15 protein-coding genes are annotated in these 15,790 nt (G+C 64.5%); 5 read left to right on the forward strand and 10 right to left on the reverse strand.

All coding sequences use genetic code 11. The features are described 5' to 3' along the window. Nucleotides 1–50: 50 nt before the first annotated feature. The gene (locus tag IVB07_RS01225) at nucleotides 51–1,487 is read left to right on the forward strand and encodes an MBOAT family O-acyltransferase (protein WP_018456622.1); all 1,437 of its coding nucleotides are present in this window, start codon (nucleotides 51–53) and stop codon (nucleotides 1,485–1,487) included. Next, complete coding sequence (locus IVB07_RS01230) at nucleotides 1,487–2,593, forward strand: hypothetical protein (RefSeq protein ID WP_018456621.1); 1,107 nt, start codon at nucleotides 1,487–1,489, stop codon at nucleotides 2,591–2,593. Before IVB07_RS01225 ends, IVB07_RS01230 begins: the two co-directional genes overlap by 1 nt. A gap of 160 nt (nucleotides 2,594–2,753) precedes the next feature. Here IVB07_RS01230 and IVB07_RS01235 read toward each other — a convergent pair whose 3' ends face one another. From IVB07_RS01235 to IVB07_RS01245, 3 genes are all read right to left on the reverse strand, one after another. Then, nucleotides 2,754–3,941 (reverse strand): aminotransferase class V-fold PLP-dependent enzyme, encoded by a 1,188-nt coding sequence (locus IVB07_RS01235; RefSeq protein ID WP_018456620.1) that lies wholly within the window; start codon nucleotides 3,939–3,941, stop codon nucleotides 2,754–2,756. 107 nt (nucleotides 3,942–4,048) lie between these two features. Then, a complete protein-coding gene (locus IVB07_RS01240; protein WP_026233211.1) occupies nucleotides 4,049–4,789 on the reverse strand; it encodes a thermonuclease family protein in 741 nt (246 codons plus the stop codon). Between the two features lie 214 nt (nucleotides 4,790–5,003). Then, entirely contained in the window at nucleotides 5,004–6,731 is a 1,728-nt protein-coding gene (locus tag IVB07_RS01245) for a hypothetical protein (RefSeq protein ID WP_247298153.1), read from the reverse strand. Between the two features lie 424 nt (nucleotides 6,732–7,155). Here IVB07_RS01245 and IVB07_RS01250 point away from each other — a divergent pair, with 424 nt between their 5' ends. Beyond that, entirely contained in the window at nucleotides 7,156–8,004 is an 849-nt protein-coding gene (locus IVB07_RS01250) for a caspase family protein (RefSeq protein WP_018456617.1), read from the forward strand. A 165-nt stretch (nucleotides 8,005–8,169) separates the two neighbouring features. Here the strand turns inward: IVB07_RS01250 and IVB07_RS01255 are convergent, their stop codons facing one another. After that, on the reverse strand, nucleotides 8,170–9,057 hold the full coding sequence (locus IVB07_RS01255; RefSeq protein ID WP_026233210.1) for an HlyD family efflux transporter periplasmic adaptor subunit: 888 nt from the start codon (nucleotides 9,055–9,057) through the stop codon (nucleotides 8,170–8,172). 282 nt (nucleotides 9,058–9,339) lie between these two features. Further along, nucleotides 9,340–10,464, reverse strand: a complete 1,125-nt coding sequence (locus IVB07_RS01260; RefSeq protein ID WP_026233209.1) for a beta-propeller fold lactonase family protein — start codon at nucleotides 10,462–10,464, stop codon at nucleotides 9,340–9,342. A 390-nt stretch (nucleotides 10,465–10,854) separates the two neighbouring features. On the opposite strand from IVB07_RS01260, the gene IVB07_RS01265 reads away from it, so the two are divergent. Continuing rightward, the gene (locus tag IVB07_RS01265) at nucleotides 10,855–11,031 is read left to right on the forward strand and encodes a hypothetical protein (protein WP_157642977.1); all 177 of its coding nucleotides are present in this window, start codon (nucleotides 10,855–10,857) and stop codon (nucleotides 11,029–11,031) included. A gap of 95 nt (nucleotides 11,032–11,126) precedes the next feature. Further along, nucleotides 11,127–11,249 (forward strand): hypothetical protein, encoded by a 123-nt coding sequence (locus IVB07_RS40395; RefSeq protein WP_018456612.1) that lies wholly within the window; start codon nucleotides 11,127–11,129, stop codon nucleotides 11,247–11,249. 67 nt (nucleotides 11,250–11,316) lie between these two features. Here IVB07_RS40395 and IVB07_RS01270 read toward each other — a convergent pair whose 3' ends face one another. The 5 genes from IVB07_RS01270 to IVB07_RS01290 all read right to left on the reverse strand — a co-directional run bounded on the left by IVB07_RS01270 (nucleotide 11,317) and on the right by IVB07_RS01290 (nucleotide 15,744). Further along, entirely contained in the window at nucleotides 11,317–11,676 is a 360-nt protein-coding gene (locus IVB07_RS01270) for a hypothetical protein (RefSeq protein ID WP_018456611.1), read from the reverse strand. Between the two features lie 202 nt (nucleotides 11,677–11,878). Continuing rightward, the gene (locus IVB07_RS01275) at nucleotides 11,879–12,796 is read right to left on the reverse strand and encodes an MBL fold metallo-hydrolase (RefSeq protein WP_018456610.1); all 918 of its coding nucleotides are present in this window, start codon (nucleotides 12,794–12,796) and stop codon (nucleotides 11,879–11,881) included. A gap of 128 nt (nucleotides 12,797–12,924) precedes the next feature. Beyond that, nucleotides 12,925–13,707 (reverse strand): 3-hydroxybutyrate dehydrogenase, encoded by a 783-nt coding sequence (locus IVB07_RS01280; RefSeq protein ID WP_018456609.1) that lies wholly within the window; start codon nucleotides 13,705–13,707, stop codon nucleotides 12,925–12,927. Nucleotides 13,708–13,741: 34 nt separating this feature from the next. Continuing rightward, nucleotides 13,742–14,914, reverse strand: a complete 1,173-nt coding sequence (locus IVB07_RS01285) for a patatin-like phospholipase family protein (RefSeq protein ID WP_018456608.1) — start codon at nucleotides 14,912–14,914, stop codon at nucleotides 13,742–13,744. A gap of 32 nt (nucleotides 14,915–14,946) precedes the next feature. Continuing rightward, a complete protein-coding gene (locus IVB07_RS01290) occupies nucleotides 14,947–15,744 on the reverse strand; it encodes an acetoacetate decarboxylase (RefSeq protein ID WP_018456607.1) in 798 nt (265 codons plus the stop codon). Nucleotides 15,745–15,790 lie beyond the last annotated feature (46 nt).

A 15,790-nucleotide genomic window follows, 5' to 3' on the forward strand; every position in this document is an offset into this window, starting at 1 on the left:
CTTGTATGCTTTAGGGGCCGGGTCTTTAGTCCTGCCGCCGGTCCAGCCTGATGTTGTTCAATTCCTACCCGTTCATCCTGCTGTTCCTGCCGGCCGCGCTGGCTGGCTATTTCTGGCTCGGGCGGCGCAGCAATCTGGCCCCGGTGATCTGGCTGGCGGCGGCCTCGCTCACCTTCTATGCCATTGGCAACTGGCAGTTCGTGGCCCTGTTGCTGCTATCGATCGCCTTCAACTACGGCATAGGCCACCTCCTCATCGTGGCCAAGCTTACTTCGTCGCAACGAAAGGTGGCACTGGCCCTCGGCGTCGCCGGCGATCTTCTCGTACTTGGCATCTTCAAATATGCCGGCTTCGTCACCGAGAACGTCAACGCGCTGGCCGGCACGCACTTTGCGGTCCACATCCTGCTGCCGGTCGGCATCTCCTTCTACACGTTCACCCAGATCGCGTTCCTGGTTGACGCCTGGCGCGGGCAGGTCGCGGCCTACGCGCTGCCACACTATGCGCTGTTCGTGACCTACTTTCCGCATCTGATCGCGGGGCCAATCCTTCACCACAAGGACATGATCCCGCAATTCGAGCGGGAGGAAACCAAGCATCCGCATGCGCATCTGATCCTGTGCGGCCTCATCATCTTCGCAATCGGCCTGTTCAAGAAGACCTGCCTTGCCGACGGCATCCAGCCGCTGGTCGCGCTCGCCTTCGATGCGCGCGCGCCGAGTTTTGATCAGGCCTGGCTCGGTGCACTCGCCTACACGTTCCAGCTCTATTTCGACTTTTCCGGCTATTCCGACATGGCGATCGGGATATCGCTGATGTTCGGCATCTTCCTGCCGGTCAATTTCAACTCGCCCTACAAGGCCACCAGCATCGTCGAGTTCTGGCGCCGCTGGCACATGACGCTGTCGCACTTCCTGCGCGACTATCTCTACATCCCGCTCGGGGGCAACAGGCGCGGGCGCGTGCTGCGCTACATCAACTTGCTGCTCACGATGCTGCTCGGCGGGCTCTGGCATGGCGCGGCCTGGACTTTTGTCATTTGGGGCGCCCTGCATGGCGCCTATCTCTGTATCAATCACGCTTTCAACGCGCTGGTGCCGAATGTTCCGAAGTGGCTCGCGCACCCGACGCGTGTCGCCGGAGCCGTGCTGACATTCCTCGCCGTCGTTGTCGCCTGGGTCTTCTTCCGTGCCGAACGGGTCGATTGGGCAATGCGGATTGTGAATGCGATGGCCGATCCCTCCAACATCGTGTTCGGCCGCGAGGAGATTGCGGCGTCGGTGATGGTCACGATCTATGCCGCGCTGGTGTGGCTGGCGCCGAACACGCAAGGACTCATGGGGTACGACCACGCCAATCGCAGGGTCGGCGACGGCCTGATGTCCGGACGGATGCGGCCGCTGGTCCTCTATGGTGCGTCGCTGGTGCTTGCGTTCGGGATTTTGGGTATCCAGAGCCACAGCGAATTCATCTATTTCCGGTTCTGATGCGCGGCGCGTTCACAAATCCAGGGCGTCTTCTCCTCGCGAGCATCGCGTGCGTGCTGGGCGCGGCTGCGCTCACCTATGTCATCGATCCCCTGCAACTGTTTCGGCCTTCGCGTCTCGTCGCGCCGTTCTATTCCGATGACACGCGCGTGCAGAATGCCGGGCTGATCCGCAGCCAGTCGTTCGATACCGCGTTCATGGGTACCTCGCTCGCGATCCATTTCCGCCAGAGCGACATCGACCATGCCCTCGGCGTGCACTCGCTCAAGCTGGCGATGACCGGCTCCAATTCGTGTCAGCAGGGCTTTGTGCTCGAGCAGGCCATCGACCGCGGCGCGAAGCGCGTGATCTGGGCGATGGACGACTTTATCTTTGTCGATGCTGCCGACATCGAGACCGATCCTTATCTCGCTGCCGATCTCTATCGCGGGACGGCAAAGGGGATCGCGTCCTATCTGTTCAGTGCGGCGATGGCGAAGGAATCCCTGTTCGCATTGCTGCGGTCGGTTCCGCCGCTGCGGGAGCCGCTGACCCGGGCGGCGCCTTTTCTGCCCGTCAAGTTTGCGCTTGAAGACGTCGACGACATTTATGCGTTGCCGCGCGATATCGACGTCGCGCGCGCCTATAATGCGAAAAGGACGCTCGCGGCTTTCGCCTATATCACCGATCCCGTGCGCAGCCGTTTTCTCGGCGAAGGCTATCGTTACGACGCGATGGTCCGGCATTTCGAGCGTGACGCCGTCGGCCTGATCGCGCGCCATCCGGACGTGACCTTCGACATCTACTTCCCGCCCTATTCGATCCTGCAATTCGTCGCGATGCGCGACGCTTCGCCTGCGACGCTGAAAATCGTCACGGACCTCACGGCCGTCATTGCGCAGCGCCTGACGCAGCTTCCCAATGTGCATCTGTACGATTTCCGGGCGATCAAGGACGTGACGCACGACCTCGACAATTACGGCGACGTCATCCACCATTCGCCGGTGATCGATGCGAAGGTGCTGTCGTGGCTGGCGCGTGGGGAGTATCGGGTCGATCCGACGGCGCCACTTGCCTCGCTGGACGCGTTGAAGGCGCAGGTCGCGGCGTATCGGTTCCCGCGCTGACTTCCCCTCTCCCCTTGTGGGAGAGGGTGGCTCGCCGCGTTAGCGGCGAGACGGGTGAGGGGTATCTATCCGCGAGTCCGGCAGTTGCGATTGCGGAGACAACCCCTCATCCGGCGCTTCGCGCCACCTTCTCCCACAAGGGGAGAAGGAAAAAAGAGGCTTACACCGCCACCTCTTCGCCGAGATAGGCAACCGCCGCTTCGAGCCCGCCTTTGCCGTGCGGGATCTTCAGCGCGTTCAGCCCGATCTCGATCACGCCCAACGTGCCGAGCAGCATCGGGGCGTTGACGTGGCCCATATGGGCGATGCGGAAGGCTTGTCCCGAGAGATCGCCGATGCCGGTGCCGAGCACGACGCCGCACTTCTCCTTGCAATAGCGTTGCAGGATTGCCGGATCGTGGCCGTTGCTCATGGTCACCGTGGTCACGGTGTTGGAGCGTTCGCTGGCTTCGGCGACGTTGAAGCCGAGCACCTGGCCTTCCGACCACGCGCCGACCGCGCGGCGTGCGGCCTCGCCGAGCAGGCTGTGACGTCGGAAGGCGTTCTCCAGTCCTTCCTCGTGCAGCAGGTCAATGGCCTGGCGCAGCGCGAACAGCAGATGCACCGGCGCGGTGCCGGCATATTTGCGATAGTGCTCGCTGCCCTCGCGCTCGCTCCAGCTCCAATAGGGCGTGCTCATGTTGGCGGTCTTCTGCACCTCGCGCGCGCGCGCGTTGGCCGCGACGAAGCCGAGGCCGGGCGGCGTCATCAGGCCCTTTTGCGAGCCCGACATCGCGACGTCGATGCCCCATTTGTCCATCTCGAACGGCATGCAGCCGAGCGAGGCCACAGTGTCGACCATGTACAGCGCCGGATGGCCGCTGGCCTTGATCGCCTTGCCGATCGCCTCGATGTCGTTCTGCACGCCTGAGGCGGTGTCGACCTGGACGACGACGACGGCCTTGATGGTGTGCTCCTTGTCGCGGCGCAGGCGCTCCTCGACCTCGTGCGGCCGCACCGCGCGGCGCCAGTCGCCCTTGAGCACCTCGACCTCGGCACCCATCAGCGCCGCGGCATGGCCCCAGCCGATCGCGAACCGTCCGCTTTCGAGCACCAGCACCTTGTCGCCGCGCGACAGCACGTTGCTCAATGCTGCTTCCCAGGCGCCGTGACCGTTGGCGATGTAGATGTAGGACTTGCCCTTGGTGGCAAACAGTTTCGAGATGTCACTGAGCAGGCTCTCGGTCAGATCGGTCATCTGTTTGGAGTAGATGTCGATCGCCGGACGATGCATCGCCCGCAGCACCTCGTCGGGCATATTGGTGGGCCCGGGGATGGCCAGAAATTCCCGGCCCGCGCGAACGGTCATTGCTGTTGGTCCTTGTTGCCTGAGAATAGGATGGTGGGTCGCTGATTCACACTTTTACGCGGCGCCGCGGTGCAAGAAAAGGCCGGAAAACGCAGGTCTGACGTGGGTTATCTCTTAGTCTCGCGGCAGCCCGCATCCTCGGCTTCCTCCACCGAGCAGAACCAGCGCGTGCCCTTGCTGATCTTCATCTTGATCTGCGCATACCAGCGGCTGGTCGGCCGGTGATAGATGCACTCGCCGGCGCTGTTGACGTTGCCCTTGATGGTGCAGTCCGGCGAGGGCGCGACCGGGCCCGAAGCCGAAGCGAGCAGGATCGCATGTGCGCCATCGGGCGGCTTGGTGGCGCCGAGGATGGTGGTCTTCTTGTTGCGCTCGCGCCAGTCCCAGGGCGCGATGAAGGCGCCTTGCCACATGCCGGCTTTTGCCTCCCGCGCGGCGGCATCATCGGCTTCGTAGTCGCGCGAGACGCGGGTGTAGGCCAGCGCCCAGCCTGCGCGCACCAGCCATTTCTGGATATCCTCGCCGCCGACGTCGCAGCGCGCCACGGTGCGGCCGCGCCGGTCGATCGACCGCGCATGGCAGACCCAGGTCTTGCCGTCGGCGTATTTGGCGAGCTCGTCGCGGGCCGCGATGCCGCAGGTCCAGCGCTCGCCCTTGTTGTTGAGGCAGAGCTGGTCGACCGCGGGGGCGTCGATGCCGCCGAGCCTGATCCGCGTGTTGCCGATCACCACCGCGTCGCCGGCGCGGACCTTCGCTGTGCCGGTGATGTCGGCGGCCCGCGCCGGCGATGGCAAGCCGGACAAGGAGAAGCCAAGCAATGACAGCGCAATCAGGGGTTTTCGCAACATGCCGGCCCGCGTGTGATGAAAACTGCGATAGACCTCGCAATTGTGGTCGGCTTTTGTCCGCTCGGCCAGCATATGCCTGGCAATTGGGCTTTCAACTTCCTGTCATCGGGCGAAGTTTAGTAGGGGTGGGTTAGCCGAAGGCGTAACCCACCTCTTTCGTCTCCACGGCGGCAGAAGTGGTGGGTTACGCTTCGCTAACCCACCCTGCGCGACCTCATCCCCGCGCCATCGCCCGCTCGGCCACCGCCAGCGCCATCAGCACGAACGCCGACGTGACCTCCGGACCGCCCACCAGGATCCGCGTCGGCGTCTTCATCTTGTTCCACTCATAGGCGCGGAACGGGCCGCGGCGGCCGCCTTCGCCGACGCTCGCGACGATCACGTTCAGCGCCGGCGCAAAGGCGCGCGGGTCGGCGCCGAGATGGCCGAGCGCGATCAGGGCGAGCGCTGCGTCGAACACGTTCATTTCGGCGGCCATCAACTCGCCCTTGACGTAGGAGAGCACGCGGTGGCGGATGAAATCGAAATCGCCGTCGGGATCGATGATCGCCTGCGCCGCCAGCGGCAGCGCCAGGAAGGCAGCATAGCAGCGACCGAAATAGGCGCTGTAAAGCTCAGGCAAATAGTAGATATGCGAGCGCGGATTGGCGAAGGCGCCGCTCGCCGCCAGCCGCTTCTGGAAGCCGAGGATGCGATGCACGGTGGCGAGCCGCGCCGGCGTCTCCAATACTTTCCAGCGCGCGAGGTTGCGAAAGCTGACCTCGAGAATGTCGAGATTGAGCGTCGGATCGAGATCATTGCCATAGGGCCGCTCGCCCTTGAGATTGTCGATCCAGGTCGCAACCCCGCCCTCGTAATCGATATTGTCGTTGATCGGCACGGTCACGCGCGGCTCGTTGACGCCGGCGCGCACCTGATAGCCGGCATAGAAATCCAGCAGCGGCTGGTCGAGGATCGGATCGGTGCAGCCGGCCTGCGTCGCCGCGGAGATCGAGCACGCCGTGGTGTCGCAATCCGGCACGTAGACGCCGAAGCCGAGGTCCTGCTTGATCTGGGCGAAGTAGCGTGAGAAGCGCGGATGCGGTGCCGGCGCGAGCGCGGTGATGACGTTGAACCGCGCCCCGTCGATGCCCTCGACCTCTTCGCGGCTGATGTTGACGCAGAAATCGACCATATCGGCAACCGCGCGCTCCGCCGCCATCTTGTCGGAGAGCGAGGCGAGACCGGTCTCAACGTAGCTCAACAGCGCCTCGATGAAGAACGCGTCGTAATAGGCCGAGCGGTGGCGGATCTGCACCGGCTCCCACATCGGTTCGGCAACCCCTCGCCAGGGCGGATTGACGACTGCGCGCGCCGGAGATCGCGCGATGAAGACACGGGCGAGGTTGAACAGCAGCGAGGAGTTCTTGTAGCCGCGCGCGTTGAGACCCGTGAGCGCCATGGTCAGCTCTCGGCCGCGGAAATCGGGATCGCCGATCAGGTTGAACGCGGCGTAGGTCGGCAGAAAGCCATTTTTGCGGTACGAGCCCAGCAGATGCTGCGCGCAGTCGCGGATCACGCCGTCGATCTGCGATTGTTGCGGCATGGCGCCGGTGAACATGGCCGGCGGCGGCTTGGGATGATCCAGCGCGATGCTGTCGACGAGATCGGCGACGGGCTGGCCGACCGCCGCCCAATTGGGCTCGGCCTCGTCGCGGGCGCGCACTAGGGCCTGGCGCAGCCGGGCCAGTTTGCCTTCGTCGCGCAGCTCGGGCAGCCCGGCCCGGCGGAGCAGCACCCGCAATGCGGGATTGCCGAGCGCGGTCTTGTAGAACTTAGGCAGATGCGGATCGCCGCTGGCCGCAACAGACAGTACGGGATCGCAGACGTCGTAAAGCGAGGGGCCGTCCTTCCGCGCCGTCAGCGCCCGGCAGGCGGCGCCGGCAAAATATTGAAAGCTCATGAAATAACCTGGTCGCGGGAATTGGCCGGGGGGCCGGCCGGCGCGCTCCCAGCCGCGCGCCACCCCCTGCAAGTCGTTGAAAAGCTACCCGGATTCGCAGGAAATACAAATGTGATGAGGGTCACAGAAAAAGCCGGCACGAAGCCTGCATAATCAGGCTCCGGAAGGCTACGGGGACGCAAAAAAATCACACATTGGGCAGTAAAAATTAGCTCATGTTTCCAGAGACTTAGCTCAAATTTTCGGCGATCTATTGCGGGGGAGGCGATATCCGGTTAAGGCTTTGTTTGGTGCGGCGCCGCAAATTGCGCGCAATTCGGGGGCACACCCCCGGCCAATCCCTCAAACCCAAAGACGCTATCGCGCTACTCAAACAGTGTGCGCGTGTTTGGCTGGTCTTTGGCACTGACAGGAATGACGCGAGATGAATGTAACGCAGCTCGACATTTCCCGACGCACGATCGCGGTGGCCGCAGCCCTCATCGGCACGGTCTCGCTCGTGATCGGCGCCCATGCTGCCCTCAACATGCGGGCGCTCGATGCCGCCAAGGCCGTCTCGACCGACCAGGTCACCGGCTCGATCGGCCAAGCCTCGCGTCTCGCCCTCGTCATCGGCAATGGACATTACCCCGACGCCAGCGCGCCGCTGACGCAGTCGATCAACGACGCCCGCGCGCTGTCCTCGTCGCTGCGCAAGAACGGTTTTGACGTCGACATGGTGGAAGACGCGACCAAGGACGACATGGTCCGCGCCGTCAATCGCCTGAAGTCCCGGATCAAGCCCGACACCGTCGTCATGCTGTTCTTCGGCGGCTACGGCGTGCAGGCCGGCCGCGAGAGCTACATGCTGCCGGTCGATGCCGTGATCTGGAAGGAAAGCGACGTCCGCCGTCACGGCGTCTCCATCGAGGGCGTGCTCGACATGATGAAGGAGCAGGGCGCCAAGGCCAAGCTCGTCGTGGTCGACGCCTCCCGCCGCAATCCCTATGAGCGCCGCTTCCGCTCCTACAGCCACGGCCTCGCGCCGATCAGCGCGACGGACAATGCGCTGATCCTCTCCTCGGCTTCGCCGGGCAAGGTCGTCGACGACGGCAAGGGCGAGCACAGCGTGCTGGTCAGCGAGTTCCTCAACAACCTCAATACGCAGGGCAGCGCCGAGAGCGTCTTCAACAAGACCCGCCTTGCCATCTCCCGCGCCAGCGAAGGCGACCAGGTCCCGACCGTCTCCTCCTCGCTGCTCGAGGACGTCCATTTCGGCGAAGCCGGCGGCTAGTTTTTCTTAGGTTCTGCGAAGTCTCGTGCCCCGGACGCGGCGCATCATGCAATGATGCGACGCAGAGCCGGGGCCTAGTTTTTAAGCTTATCGCTTGGACGAGAGATGGGTCCGGCTCTGCGCGGCAGCGTCACACGCTGCAGCGCGTCCGGGACACGAGCAATCCTACTTCGCCGCTTCCGTGGCCATCACCGTGCGCACCGGATCTCCTTCGCGCAGCAGCGCGCCGGCGCGGGCGACGACGATATCGCCCTCGTTGAGGCCGTCGCGAATCTCGATATTGCCGCCCGACATCAGTCCGACCTCGACGCGCTTGGTCTCGACGCGGTTGCGGCGGATCACCTGCACGACGGTGCCGGCGGAGGAATACTGCACCGAGGTCAGCGGCACCGCGACGTTGCAGCTCTGGCCCGACTTGATCAGTGCGCGCCCGCTCGCATTCAGCAACAGCCGCTTCTGCGAGGAGATGCCGATATAGACCATGCCCTGCTGGATGTTCGGCTCGACCGTCGGGCCGATGCGGCGCACCTTGCCGTCGATATCGCCGGCGCCGGCGATGCGCACGGTCGCCACCTGGTTGACCGCGAGCTTGCGCATATCGCTGGTCGCGACGAGGGCGACGAGATCGTACTCGCTGCGCGCCACGATCGTGAACAGCGCCTCGCCCTTGGCGGAGGCGAGGTTGCCGATCTGCGCGGTCGACGTCGCGATCACGCCTGCCACGGGGGCGGTGACCTGAAGCGTGCCGCCCTCGGGCAGTGCCAGCCGCGCCAGCACCTGGCCTGCGGTGGTGGTGTCGCCGGCTTCCGCCAGCACCTCTGTCACCTTCAGGCCGGGCCGCTCCGGCCGCACCGAGCTTGCCTCGCGCGCGATGATGGTGCCGGTGCCCTCGACGATGTCGGAGAAACAGGATTTTGCGACCTTCAGCACCGTGACCGCCGGCCCCTTGGGCGCGTCGTCATCGGCGGCGGCAGCGGGCTGGGCCGACAGCAACAGCAGTCCGGCGAGCGCAACGAGATGTCTGGAAACAGAACGCGCAGGCAATGATCGCATGGGTCATTCCGGTTGGGGCCTTGACGGCCTCATCGTTAGCAGAAGCGATCGCTGCGAGCCAAGGGCACGTCAGGGCCGGCCGGATCAGAATGCCGCAGCAGCACGGGCGGCGCGATGCCGCCCGTTGAATTAGTCGCCGCACAAGCAAAGAGGTTCGTCGGCCGCCCAACAAACGCGTCATGCCCGGGCTTGTCCGGGCATCCACGTTCTTTGTGCCGCGTAGCTAGGCGTGGATGGCCGGGACAAGCCCGGCCATGACGACGAGGAGGTACCAGCGCCCGCTCACGGCAGGCTCAAAAACTCCACCCAGTTCGGCTTCTTGCCGGTGGCGTAGGATTTCAGCTTGGTCAGCACCCCGCTGCTCTGGTCGATGGCATAGACCGTCATGCTGTCGGAGAGCTCGCCCACGGCGGCAAGGTAGCGCCCGCCGGGATCGATATGGAAGCCGCGTGGCTGCTTCTCGGTCGGCACGCTGCCGATGGTGGTCAGCTTGCCGGTGGTTGCATCGACCTTGTAGGCGGTGAGCGTGCTGGTGGTGCGCTCGGAGGCGTAGAGGAAACGGCCGTCGGGGGTGATTTGGATGTCGGCTGCCCAGGGCTTTCCGGTAAATCCTTCGGGCAGCGCGCTGGTGCGCTGGATCTCGTCCCATGCGCCGCCCTTGGCCTCATAGGCGAACGCCGCGACGTCGCCGTTTAGCTCGTGCAGGAGATAGACGAACTTGCCGTTGGGGTGGAACACGAAATGCCGGGGTCCCGATTTCTCCGGCACCTTGTGGGCCGGCGGATCGCTCGGCGTGAGCGTGCCGGTCGTGGCATCGAACGTGAAGGCCAGGATCTGGTCGGAGCCGAGATTGGTCGCGAACGCGAAGCGGTTGTCGGGCGAGGGCAGGAAGGCGTGCGCGTTCAGCCCGGTCGGGATCACCTGCTTCGGTTCGCCTGCGACGCCGTTGGCGAGCAGCGGATTCAGCGCGACCTTGTTGCCGCCATAGGAGGCGCTGAACAGGAATTTGCCGCCGCGGTCGATGGCGATGTAGGCCATGCTGTCGGCGAGCGGGCCGTTGCCGATATGGCTGAGCTGGCCGGTCTTCGGATCGATCGCAAAGCTCACCGCGAGAAACGGCTGCGAGCGGACACCGGCGATCAGCACGCGATGGTCGGGCGTGATCGCGAGCGGCGTCGAGGAGCCGGGCTTTTCGACGCCGGTGAAGCCGGCCGTCTGCACGGGCGTCATCTCGCCGCTCTCGGCCATCTTGAACACGCTGATGTCGTTACTGTCGGCATTGCCGACATAGGCGAACGTCTCGGCCATGCCGGCGCGGACTCCAGAAATGAGAGTGAGGAAAGCAAGCGTGGTGGCGATCGCGGCGCGGGGTACGCCGGATCTGATGCGTCGGGTCGATCTCAACATGGGGTCCTCCTGGATGCCGGTGCGGCATTTGTCGTTTTGCCGGCGAGGATAGCGGCAGCCGCCCCGCCGCGCCAAACTCCAATGGGGATCGATCGATGCCGAAATGGTATCGGTGGAGGTCAACCGTATGGCCGCTGTGCGCGAGGGCAGATGGAGCCCGGGCCGGGTGTGGGGCGGCCCGAGCACGGTCCACACGGTGACCGCGAGCAGCGCGCAGGTCAGGATCGTCCAGGCGACGAGTCGTTTCCGCATCAGGCCGAATCCGTCAGTCATATGAAGAGAATGCTCCCGGGGAGCGGGCCTGGCGATCGTGCACTGCAAATCGCGGCGATCCTATGAACTCGTTCACAGGCGAACCGAACCAATGCCGCGCGAGCGCATTGAACCGGCATGCCCCGTGAAAACGATCTCGAAGGTAAGCCCGACATGGGCGGCAAGCATGGCGGTCAGGCCGGCCAGCCCAAGTCGCCGCCGCGCCCGCGTCAGGGCGAGCGCGATGAGGACGTCGTGGCAAAGCGCCACACCGGCCAAACCGATCCCAACTCCGCGCCGACCAAACCAAAATAGCAACTCGCCCGCGCTGCACTCGCACCGGGAACGGCAGCCTCGTCTTGCCGTTACCCTGATCCCGCGGCGGAGCAGATCGAAACGGAGGCTGGCACGTGTTTTGGATTTATTGGGACACCGCCTGGTCGCTCATCATCAGCGGCATCATGTTCGCCACCATCGTCGCCCATCCCGACTCCGAGTTCGTCGAGATCCACGCGGCCAAGCAGGTCAAGTGAGCCCGCGCCGGCCGGTTTGACGGCGCATCATCGCATGCTGCGCCGAGACGGGACGAAGGTTGAGACCTCAAATCATGCTGCCGGGCATGAAGCAGCGGATCATGGCGCGGCCGTTGACGTAATACGGCCAGACCATGGTGCGGCCGACGCGGTTTGGCTCGGTGATCACGGCGTCGTCGGGCACCTCGATCCAGTCGCCCAGGAGTCTCACGCGATAATGTCCGTTGCTGGTGTCCCAGTCGACATCGTCCAGCGCCGTGCCATCGGCATCGGCACAGCAGGGACCGCCGCCCTTGCTGCGCAGGCTCTCGAACCAGCCCTTGAGGGGCGAGTTCGCGTAGCGACCGTCGTCGCGGGCCTGCACGGATGGGCCGATCATGGCGGCAACCGCCACGAGAGTGATCATCCTGAATGCCGCGATCGCCATGTCGCCTCGCTCGATCTCGCGCGCGCACGAACGCAGACGAGGAGCCGCCTGCGCTGCACGCGACGCAATGCTGGCTGGCGCCGCCGACCGGTTCCAGCCGTCTCAGCGGGGCGATAACCGCGAGGGTCGATGTTTGATCCTATTTTCAAGGGCGCGGACTTGTCGAGTCCGCGCCCTGCTTCAGCTCCAACCCGGCAAGCGGTCAGTAGTCCCAGAACACCGGCACCCAACGGAAGGCGTCGCCGTCGGCTGCCACCCGGCCCACGGACGGGAACGGCAGGTGCGTGGCCACCAGCATTTCCCCGGTCTCGGCAAGCTGTCGCAACAGACGGATGCGAACGCGCGCGGCCTCCTCGGGGTCGTGTTCGAACCCGTTAAACCAGTCGGGTTGCTCGAACCCGACGGCAAACACGGCGTCGCCGGCGAATGTCAGCGCATCATCGCCGGACGCCATGCGAACCACGCTATGTCCGGGGGTGTGACCGCCGGTGCGACGGGCGATGACGCCAGGTGCAATCTCGTGCTCGTCATCGAACAGCCTCAGCTGACTGCCGTACTCCTTCAGGAAATGCTTGGCGGTCGATCGAAGCGCGTCCGGAAAGCCTTCCGGCATGGCAGTGCGGGAGAAATCCGGCTTTTCCCAGAACTTGACCTCGGCGGCCGCGACGTGGATCCGCAGGTCCTTGCGCAGCTGCTGCTTCACCCCCTCGACCAGCAGGCCGCCAATGTGGTCCATGTGCAGATGAGTCAGCACCAGATCGGTCACCGCCGAAAGATCGATGCCGGCGGCCGCCAGTCGCCTGATCAACTGCCCGGCGCGCGGCAAGTTCAGGTTCGGATCCGAACCCAGTCCGGCGTCGATGAGGATGGTCTTGCCGCCGCTGCGAACCATGACGGCGTTCAGCGCCCAGTCGAAAGCGTCCTGCGGCAGGAACATGTCGTGCAGCCAGGTCGCCCGCACCGCCGGGTCGGCGTTGTGCGCGAGCATCTTGGTCGGCAGCGGCAGCACGCCGTCGCTGACCACCAGCACGTCGATCTCGCCGATCTTCAGTGCGTAGCGCGACGGAACGAGCTCTTCAGGTCCCGATGACACGGGATATGAGGTGTTGTGCAGATTCATGTTGGTCTCCTGTTTCAAGGTTGAGGCACTTGGTTGGTGTTGACTCTGGCCGGTCCTGGTTGAGCAGGCCGCGCCGCCAGCGAGAGCGCGGCCGTCATCGCTTGGTGAGTTAGAGGCTCGTCACGCGCTCATTGCGCGGTCCAGCCGCCATCGACGGAGATCGTCGTCCCCGTGATCTGGTCGGCCGCGGCCGAGCACAAGAAGGCGACGGTGCCACCGATCTGCTTAGGGGAGGCGAAGTCCAGCGATGGCTGTTTTTCGGAGAGAAGCTCTTCGGCCGCTTGCTTCTGGCTGATGCCTTTCTCCGCCGCGATGTCGCTAATCTGTTTCTCCACGAGCGGCGTGCGCACCCAGCCGGGACAGACCGCGTTGCAAGTGACGCCGCTGCCGGCGGTTTCGAGGCCTACCACCTTGGTGAGGCCGACGAGGCCATGCTTGGCCGCGACATAGGCTGCCTTGTGGGTGGATGCGACGAGACCATGCGTGGAAGCGATGTTGACGATGCGACCCCATCGCTGCTTTTTCATCTGGGGCACGGCCGAAGCGATGCCGTGAAATGCGGCCGACAGGTTGATGTCGAGAATGGCCTTCCACTTGGCGGGCGGAAACTCCTCGACCGGTGCGGTGAACTGGATGCCGGCATTGTTGACGAGGATGTCGAGCCGTCCGAAGTTCTCGATGGCTGCCGCGATCATTCCGCGCACGGCATTGCCATCCGACATGTCGGCGCCGTCATACGCGACGCGGACGCCGTCCTCGTGTTCGATGCCGCTGCGGATCTTCTCGATCTCTCCCGGATCTCCAAAACCGTTCAGGACGATATCGGCGCCGAGCCTGGTCAGCTCTCTTGCGATCCCGAGGCCAATGCCGCTGGTCGATCCGGTGACGATCGCTACTTTGCCTTTCAACATGAAAAACTCCTTTCGATGATGGTTGCCGGCGAGGTCAATCGCGGCGGTGAATGTCGTAGGTGACGATGCCGAGTTCGGAAGGCGGCGGCTCGAGGCGCCGTCCGTCGGCCAACGTGCGGCGGATGTCGTCCCGTCCACTTTGCCAGTGCGCGCGCATCGCTTTCGGTCCGAACTCGTAATCCTTGGAGTGACCTTCGTGGAGCTTGGACTGGTAGATCAGGTGGATGATGTTGTGGGAGCGGTGACGGGCGAGCTCGGCGATGGCGCGCATTTCGGGATCGTTTCTTGCGGCGTCCGGCAATCTGTCGATCGTCCGCTGCAGCGCCTGCCGCATCTCCTGCATCCGTAGCGCCTGGTCGGTGACGGCGCGGGTACGACTGGAATACTGAATGTCCTTCTGCCGGCTCGACACCTCCATCATGTCGTGCGGCACGCGGCCCCGCGCCGACCAGAGATCGATCTGGAACGTCAGCGTGTCTTTCGCATCGCCCGACAGGACGCGAGAGAGAGGCGTGTTGGAGACCACGCCACCATCCCAGTAGTGCTCGGAGTCGATTTCGACGGCGGGAAATCCGGGCGGCAGCGCGCCCGAAGCCATGAAGTGTTTCGGACCGAGCCGCCGCTCGGCTGTGTCGAAATAGGTGAGATTGCCGGTGCGGACGTTGACCGCGCCGACGCTGACACGCACTTCGCCCGAGTTCAGCCGGTCGAAATCGACGAGCTGTTCCAGCGTCCGTTGCAACGGCGCCGTGTCATAGAAGCTGGTCGACGCGTCGCCCGAGAAGGGCGACCACAGGGGCGAGGGGAAGCGCGGCCTGAAGAAGCCGGGCTGGCCTTGGAACAGCGCGCGCATTGCGGCAAGCGTGTTGTGCAGGGAGTTGAAGTCGAACGCGAACGGTAGCGCACCGGCCAGTCCCTCGCCGGCAGGCCATTCCACCGGGGTTGCGCAGATCGTCTCCCAGAACTCGCGCAGCCGTGCCACGCGCTCGTCTTCCGGGGAGCCCGCGATGATCGCGGCGTTGAGCGCGCCGATCGAGATGCCGGCCAGCCAGTTCGGCCGGATCCCGGCCTCGTGCAAGCCTTCGTAGACGCCGGCCTGGTAGGCCCCGAGCGCGCCGCCGCCCTGCAGCACCAGCGCAACGACATCGTAGGGCAGCGGATTGATCGGTCGTGCGGAATCGATTTGTTCGCGTGTCACGTTGAACATGGTGACTACTCCTTGCAATGCGACCTGTTCGGTCAGCCCGCGTGTGTTTCGGTCAGGATTTCAGATCCGGCTCCACGCGATCGCGCCGCCGCGGACCGCTCCAGATAGTCGTGCACCACGGTGCCTAATCCGAGCGTCAGATCGGCAACGATATGCTTGGCCGAGAGCACCTGAAGAACCGGCAGCTCGGCGACCGGTGCGAGCGCGTGGGAGAAGAGATCGAGCGCGGCGGGCCCCGTCCATGCGCCCTTCACCGTCACGTCCTCGAGATGGAAGCGCACCAGTTCGCAAATGCGCGCGGTGCCGTCGACATGCGGAATGATCTTCAACAGAAAATTGGGAGCGATGAGCTTTCGTGCTTCGGTGGAAAGATCGAGGGCGCGATGCTTGTAGCCCATGGTGCCGGTGGCGATGCGCACCGAGCCGTAGTCGAGCGTGCCGACCAGGGTATCGGTCTCGACGGCCAGCTTCGGCTGGGCCAGCTTCTTGGGAAAGCCCCACAGCTCGCGGCCGCCGGCGATCGGCGGATGATCGTTGAGGAACATCTGGTGGACGAAGCTGCCGGTCTGGCCGCGGAACGACACCGGGATGATCTGGCCGCTTTCCGTGTAGTCTCCGAAGCCGGTGGAATCAGGCATGCGAATGAATTCGTAATTCACCACAGGCTCGGTCAGCTCCAGCGGCTCCGGCACGATCCGGCGCAACGCCTCCGGGTCGGTCCGGTACTGGATGATGAAATATTCGCGGTTGATGAAGCGATACGGGCCGGGCGGGAAAGCCGGATTCGTCAGCGGCATCGCGAAGGCGACGTTGCGGATCTGCTGGTTCATGCTGTGGGTTCCTGAATGGTCGGTGCTGTGGCGGGCCGCGCGCCCC

It is taken from the genome of Bradyrhizobium sp. 172 (assembly GCF_023101065.1).
Lineage (GTDB): Bacteria > Pseudomonadota > Alphaproteobacteria > Rhizobiales > Xanthobacteraceae > Bradyrhizobium > Bradyrhizobium canariense_D.

Excerpts from the sequence above, each read along its gene's own strand:
- IVB07_RS01225 (WP_018456622.1), top strand. The coding sequence starts at position 51 with ATGTTGTTCAATTCCTACCCGTTCATCCTGCTGTTCCTGCCGGCCGCG.
- IVB07_RS01230 (WP_018456621.1), top strand. The coding sequence starts at position 1,487 with ATGCGCGGCGCGTTCACAAATCCAGGGCGTCTTCTCCTCGCGAGCATC.
- IVB07_RS01235 (WP_018456620.1), bottom strand. The coding sequence starts at position 3,941 with ATGACCGTTCGCGCGGGCCGGGAATTTCTGGCCATCCCCGGGCCCACC.
- IVB07_RS01240 (WP_026233211.1), bottom strand. The coding sequence starts at position 4,789 with ATGTTGCGAAAACCCCTGATTGCGCTGTCATTGCTTGGCTTCTCCTTG.
- IVB07_RS01245 (WP_247298153.1), bottom strand. The coding sequence starts at position 6,731 with ATGAGCTTTCAATATTTTGCCGGCGCCGCCTGCCGGGCGCTGACGGCG.
- IVB07_RS01250 (WP_018456617.1), top strand. The coding sequence starts at position 7,156 with ATGAATGTAACGCAGCTCGACATTTCCCGACGCACGATCGCGGTGGCC.
- IVB07_RS01255 (WP_026233210.1), bottom strand. The coding sequence starts at position 9,057 with ATGCGATCATTGCCTGCGCGTTCTGTTTCCAGACATCTCGTTGCGCTC.
- IVB07_RS01260 (WP_026233209.1), bottom strand. The coding sequence starts at position 10,464 with ATGTTGAGATCGACCCGACGCATCAGATCCGGCGTACCCCGCGCCGCG.
- IVB07_RS01265 (WP_157642977.1), top strand. The coding sequence starts at position 10,855 with ATGCCCCGTGAAAACGATCTCGAAGGTAAGCCCGACATGGGCGGCAAG.
- IVB07_RS01270 (WP_018456611.1), bottom strand. The coding sequence starts at position 11,676 with ATGGCGATCGCGGCATTCAGGATGATCACTCTCGTGGCGGTTGCCGCC.
- IVB07_RS01275 (WP_018456610.1), bottom strand. The coding sequence starts at position 12,796 with ATGAATCTGCACAACACCTCATATCCCGTGTCATCGGGACCTGAAGAG.
- IVB07_RS01280 (WP_018456609.1), bottom strand. The coding sequence starts at position 13,707 with ATGTTGAAAGGCAAAGTAGCGATCGTCACCGGATCGACCAGCGGCATT.
- IVB07_RS01285 (WP_018456608.1), bottom strand. The coding sequence starts at position 14,914 with ATGTTCAACGTGACACGCGAACAAATCGATTCCGCACGACCGATCAAT.
- IVB07_RS01290 (WP_018456607.1), bottom strand. The coding sequence starts at position 15,744 with ATGAACCAGCAGATCCGCAACGTCGCCTTCGCGATGCCGCTGACGAAT.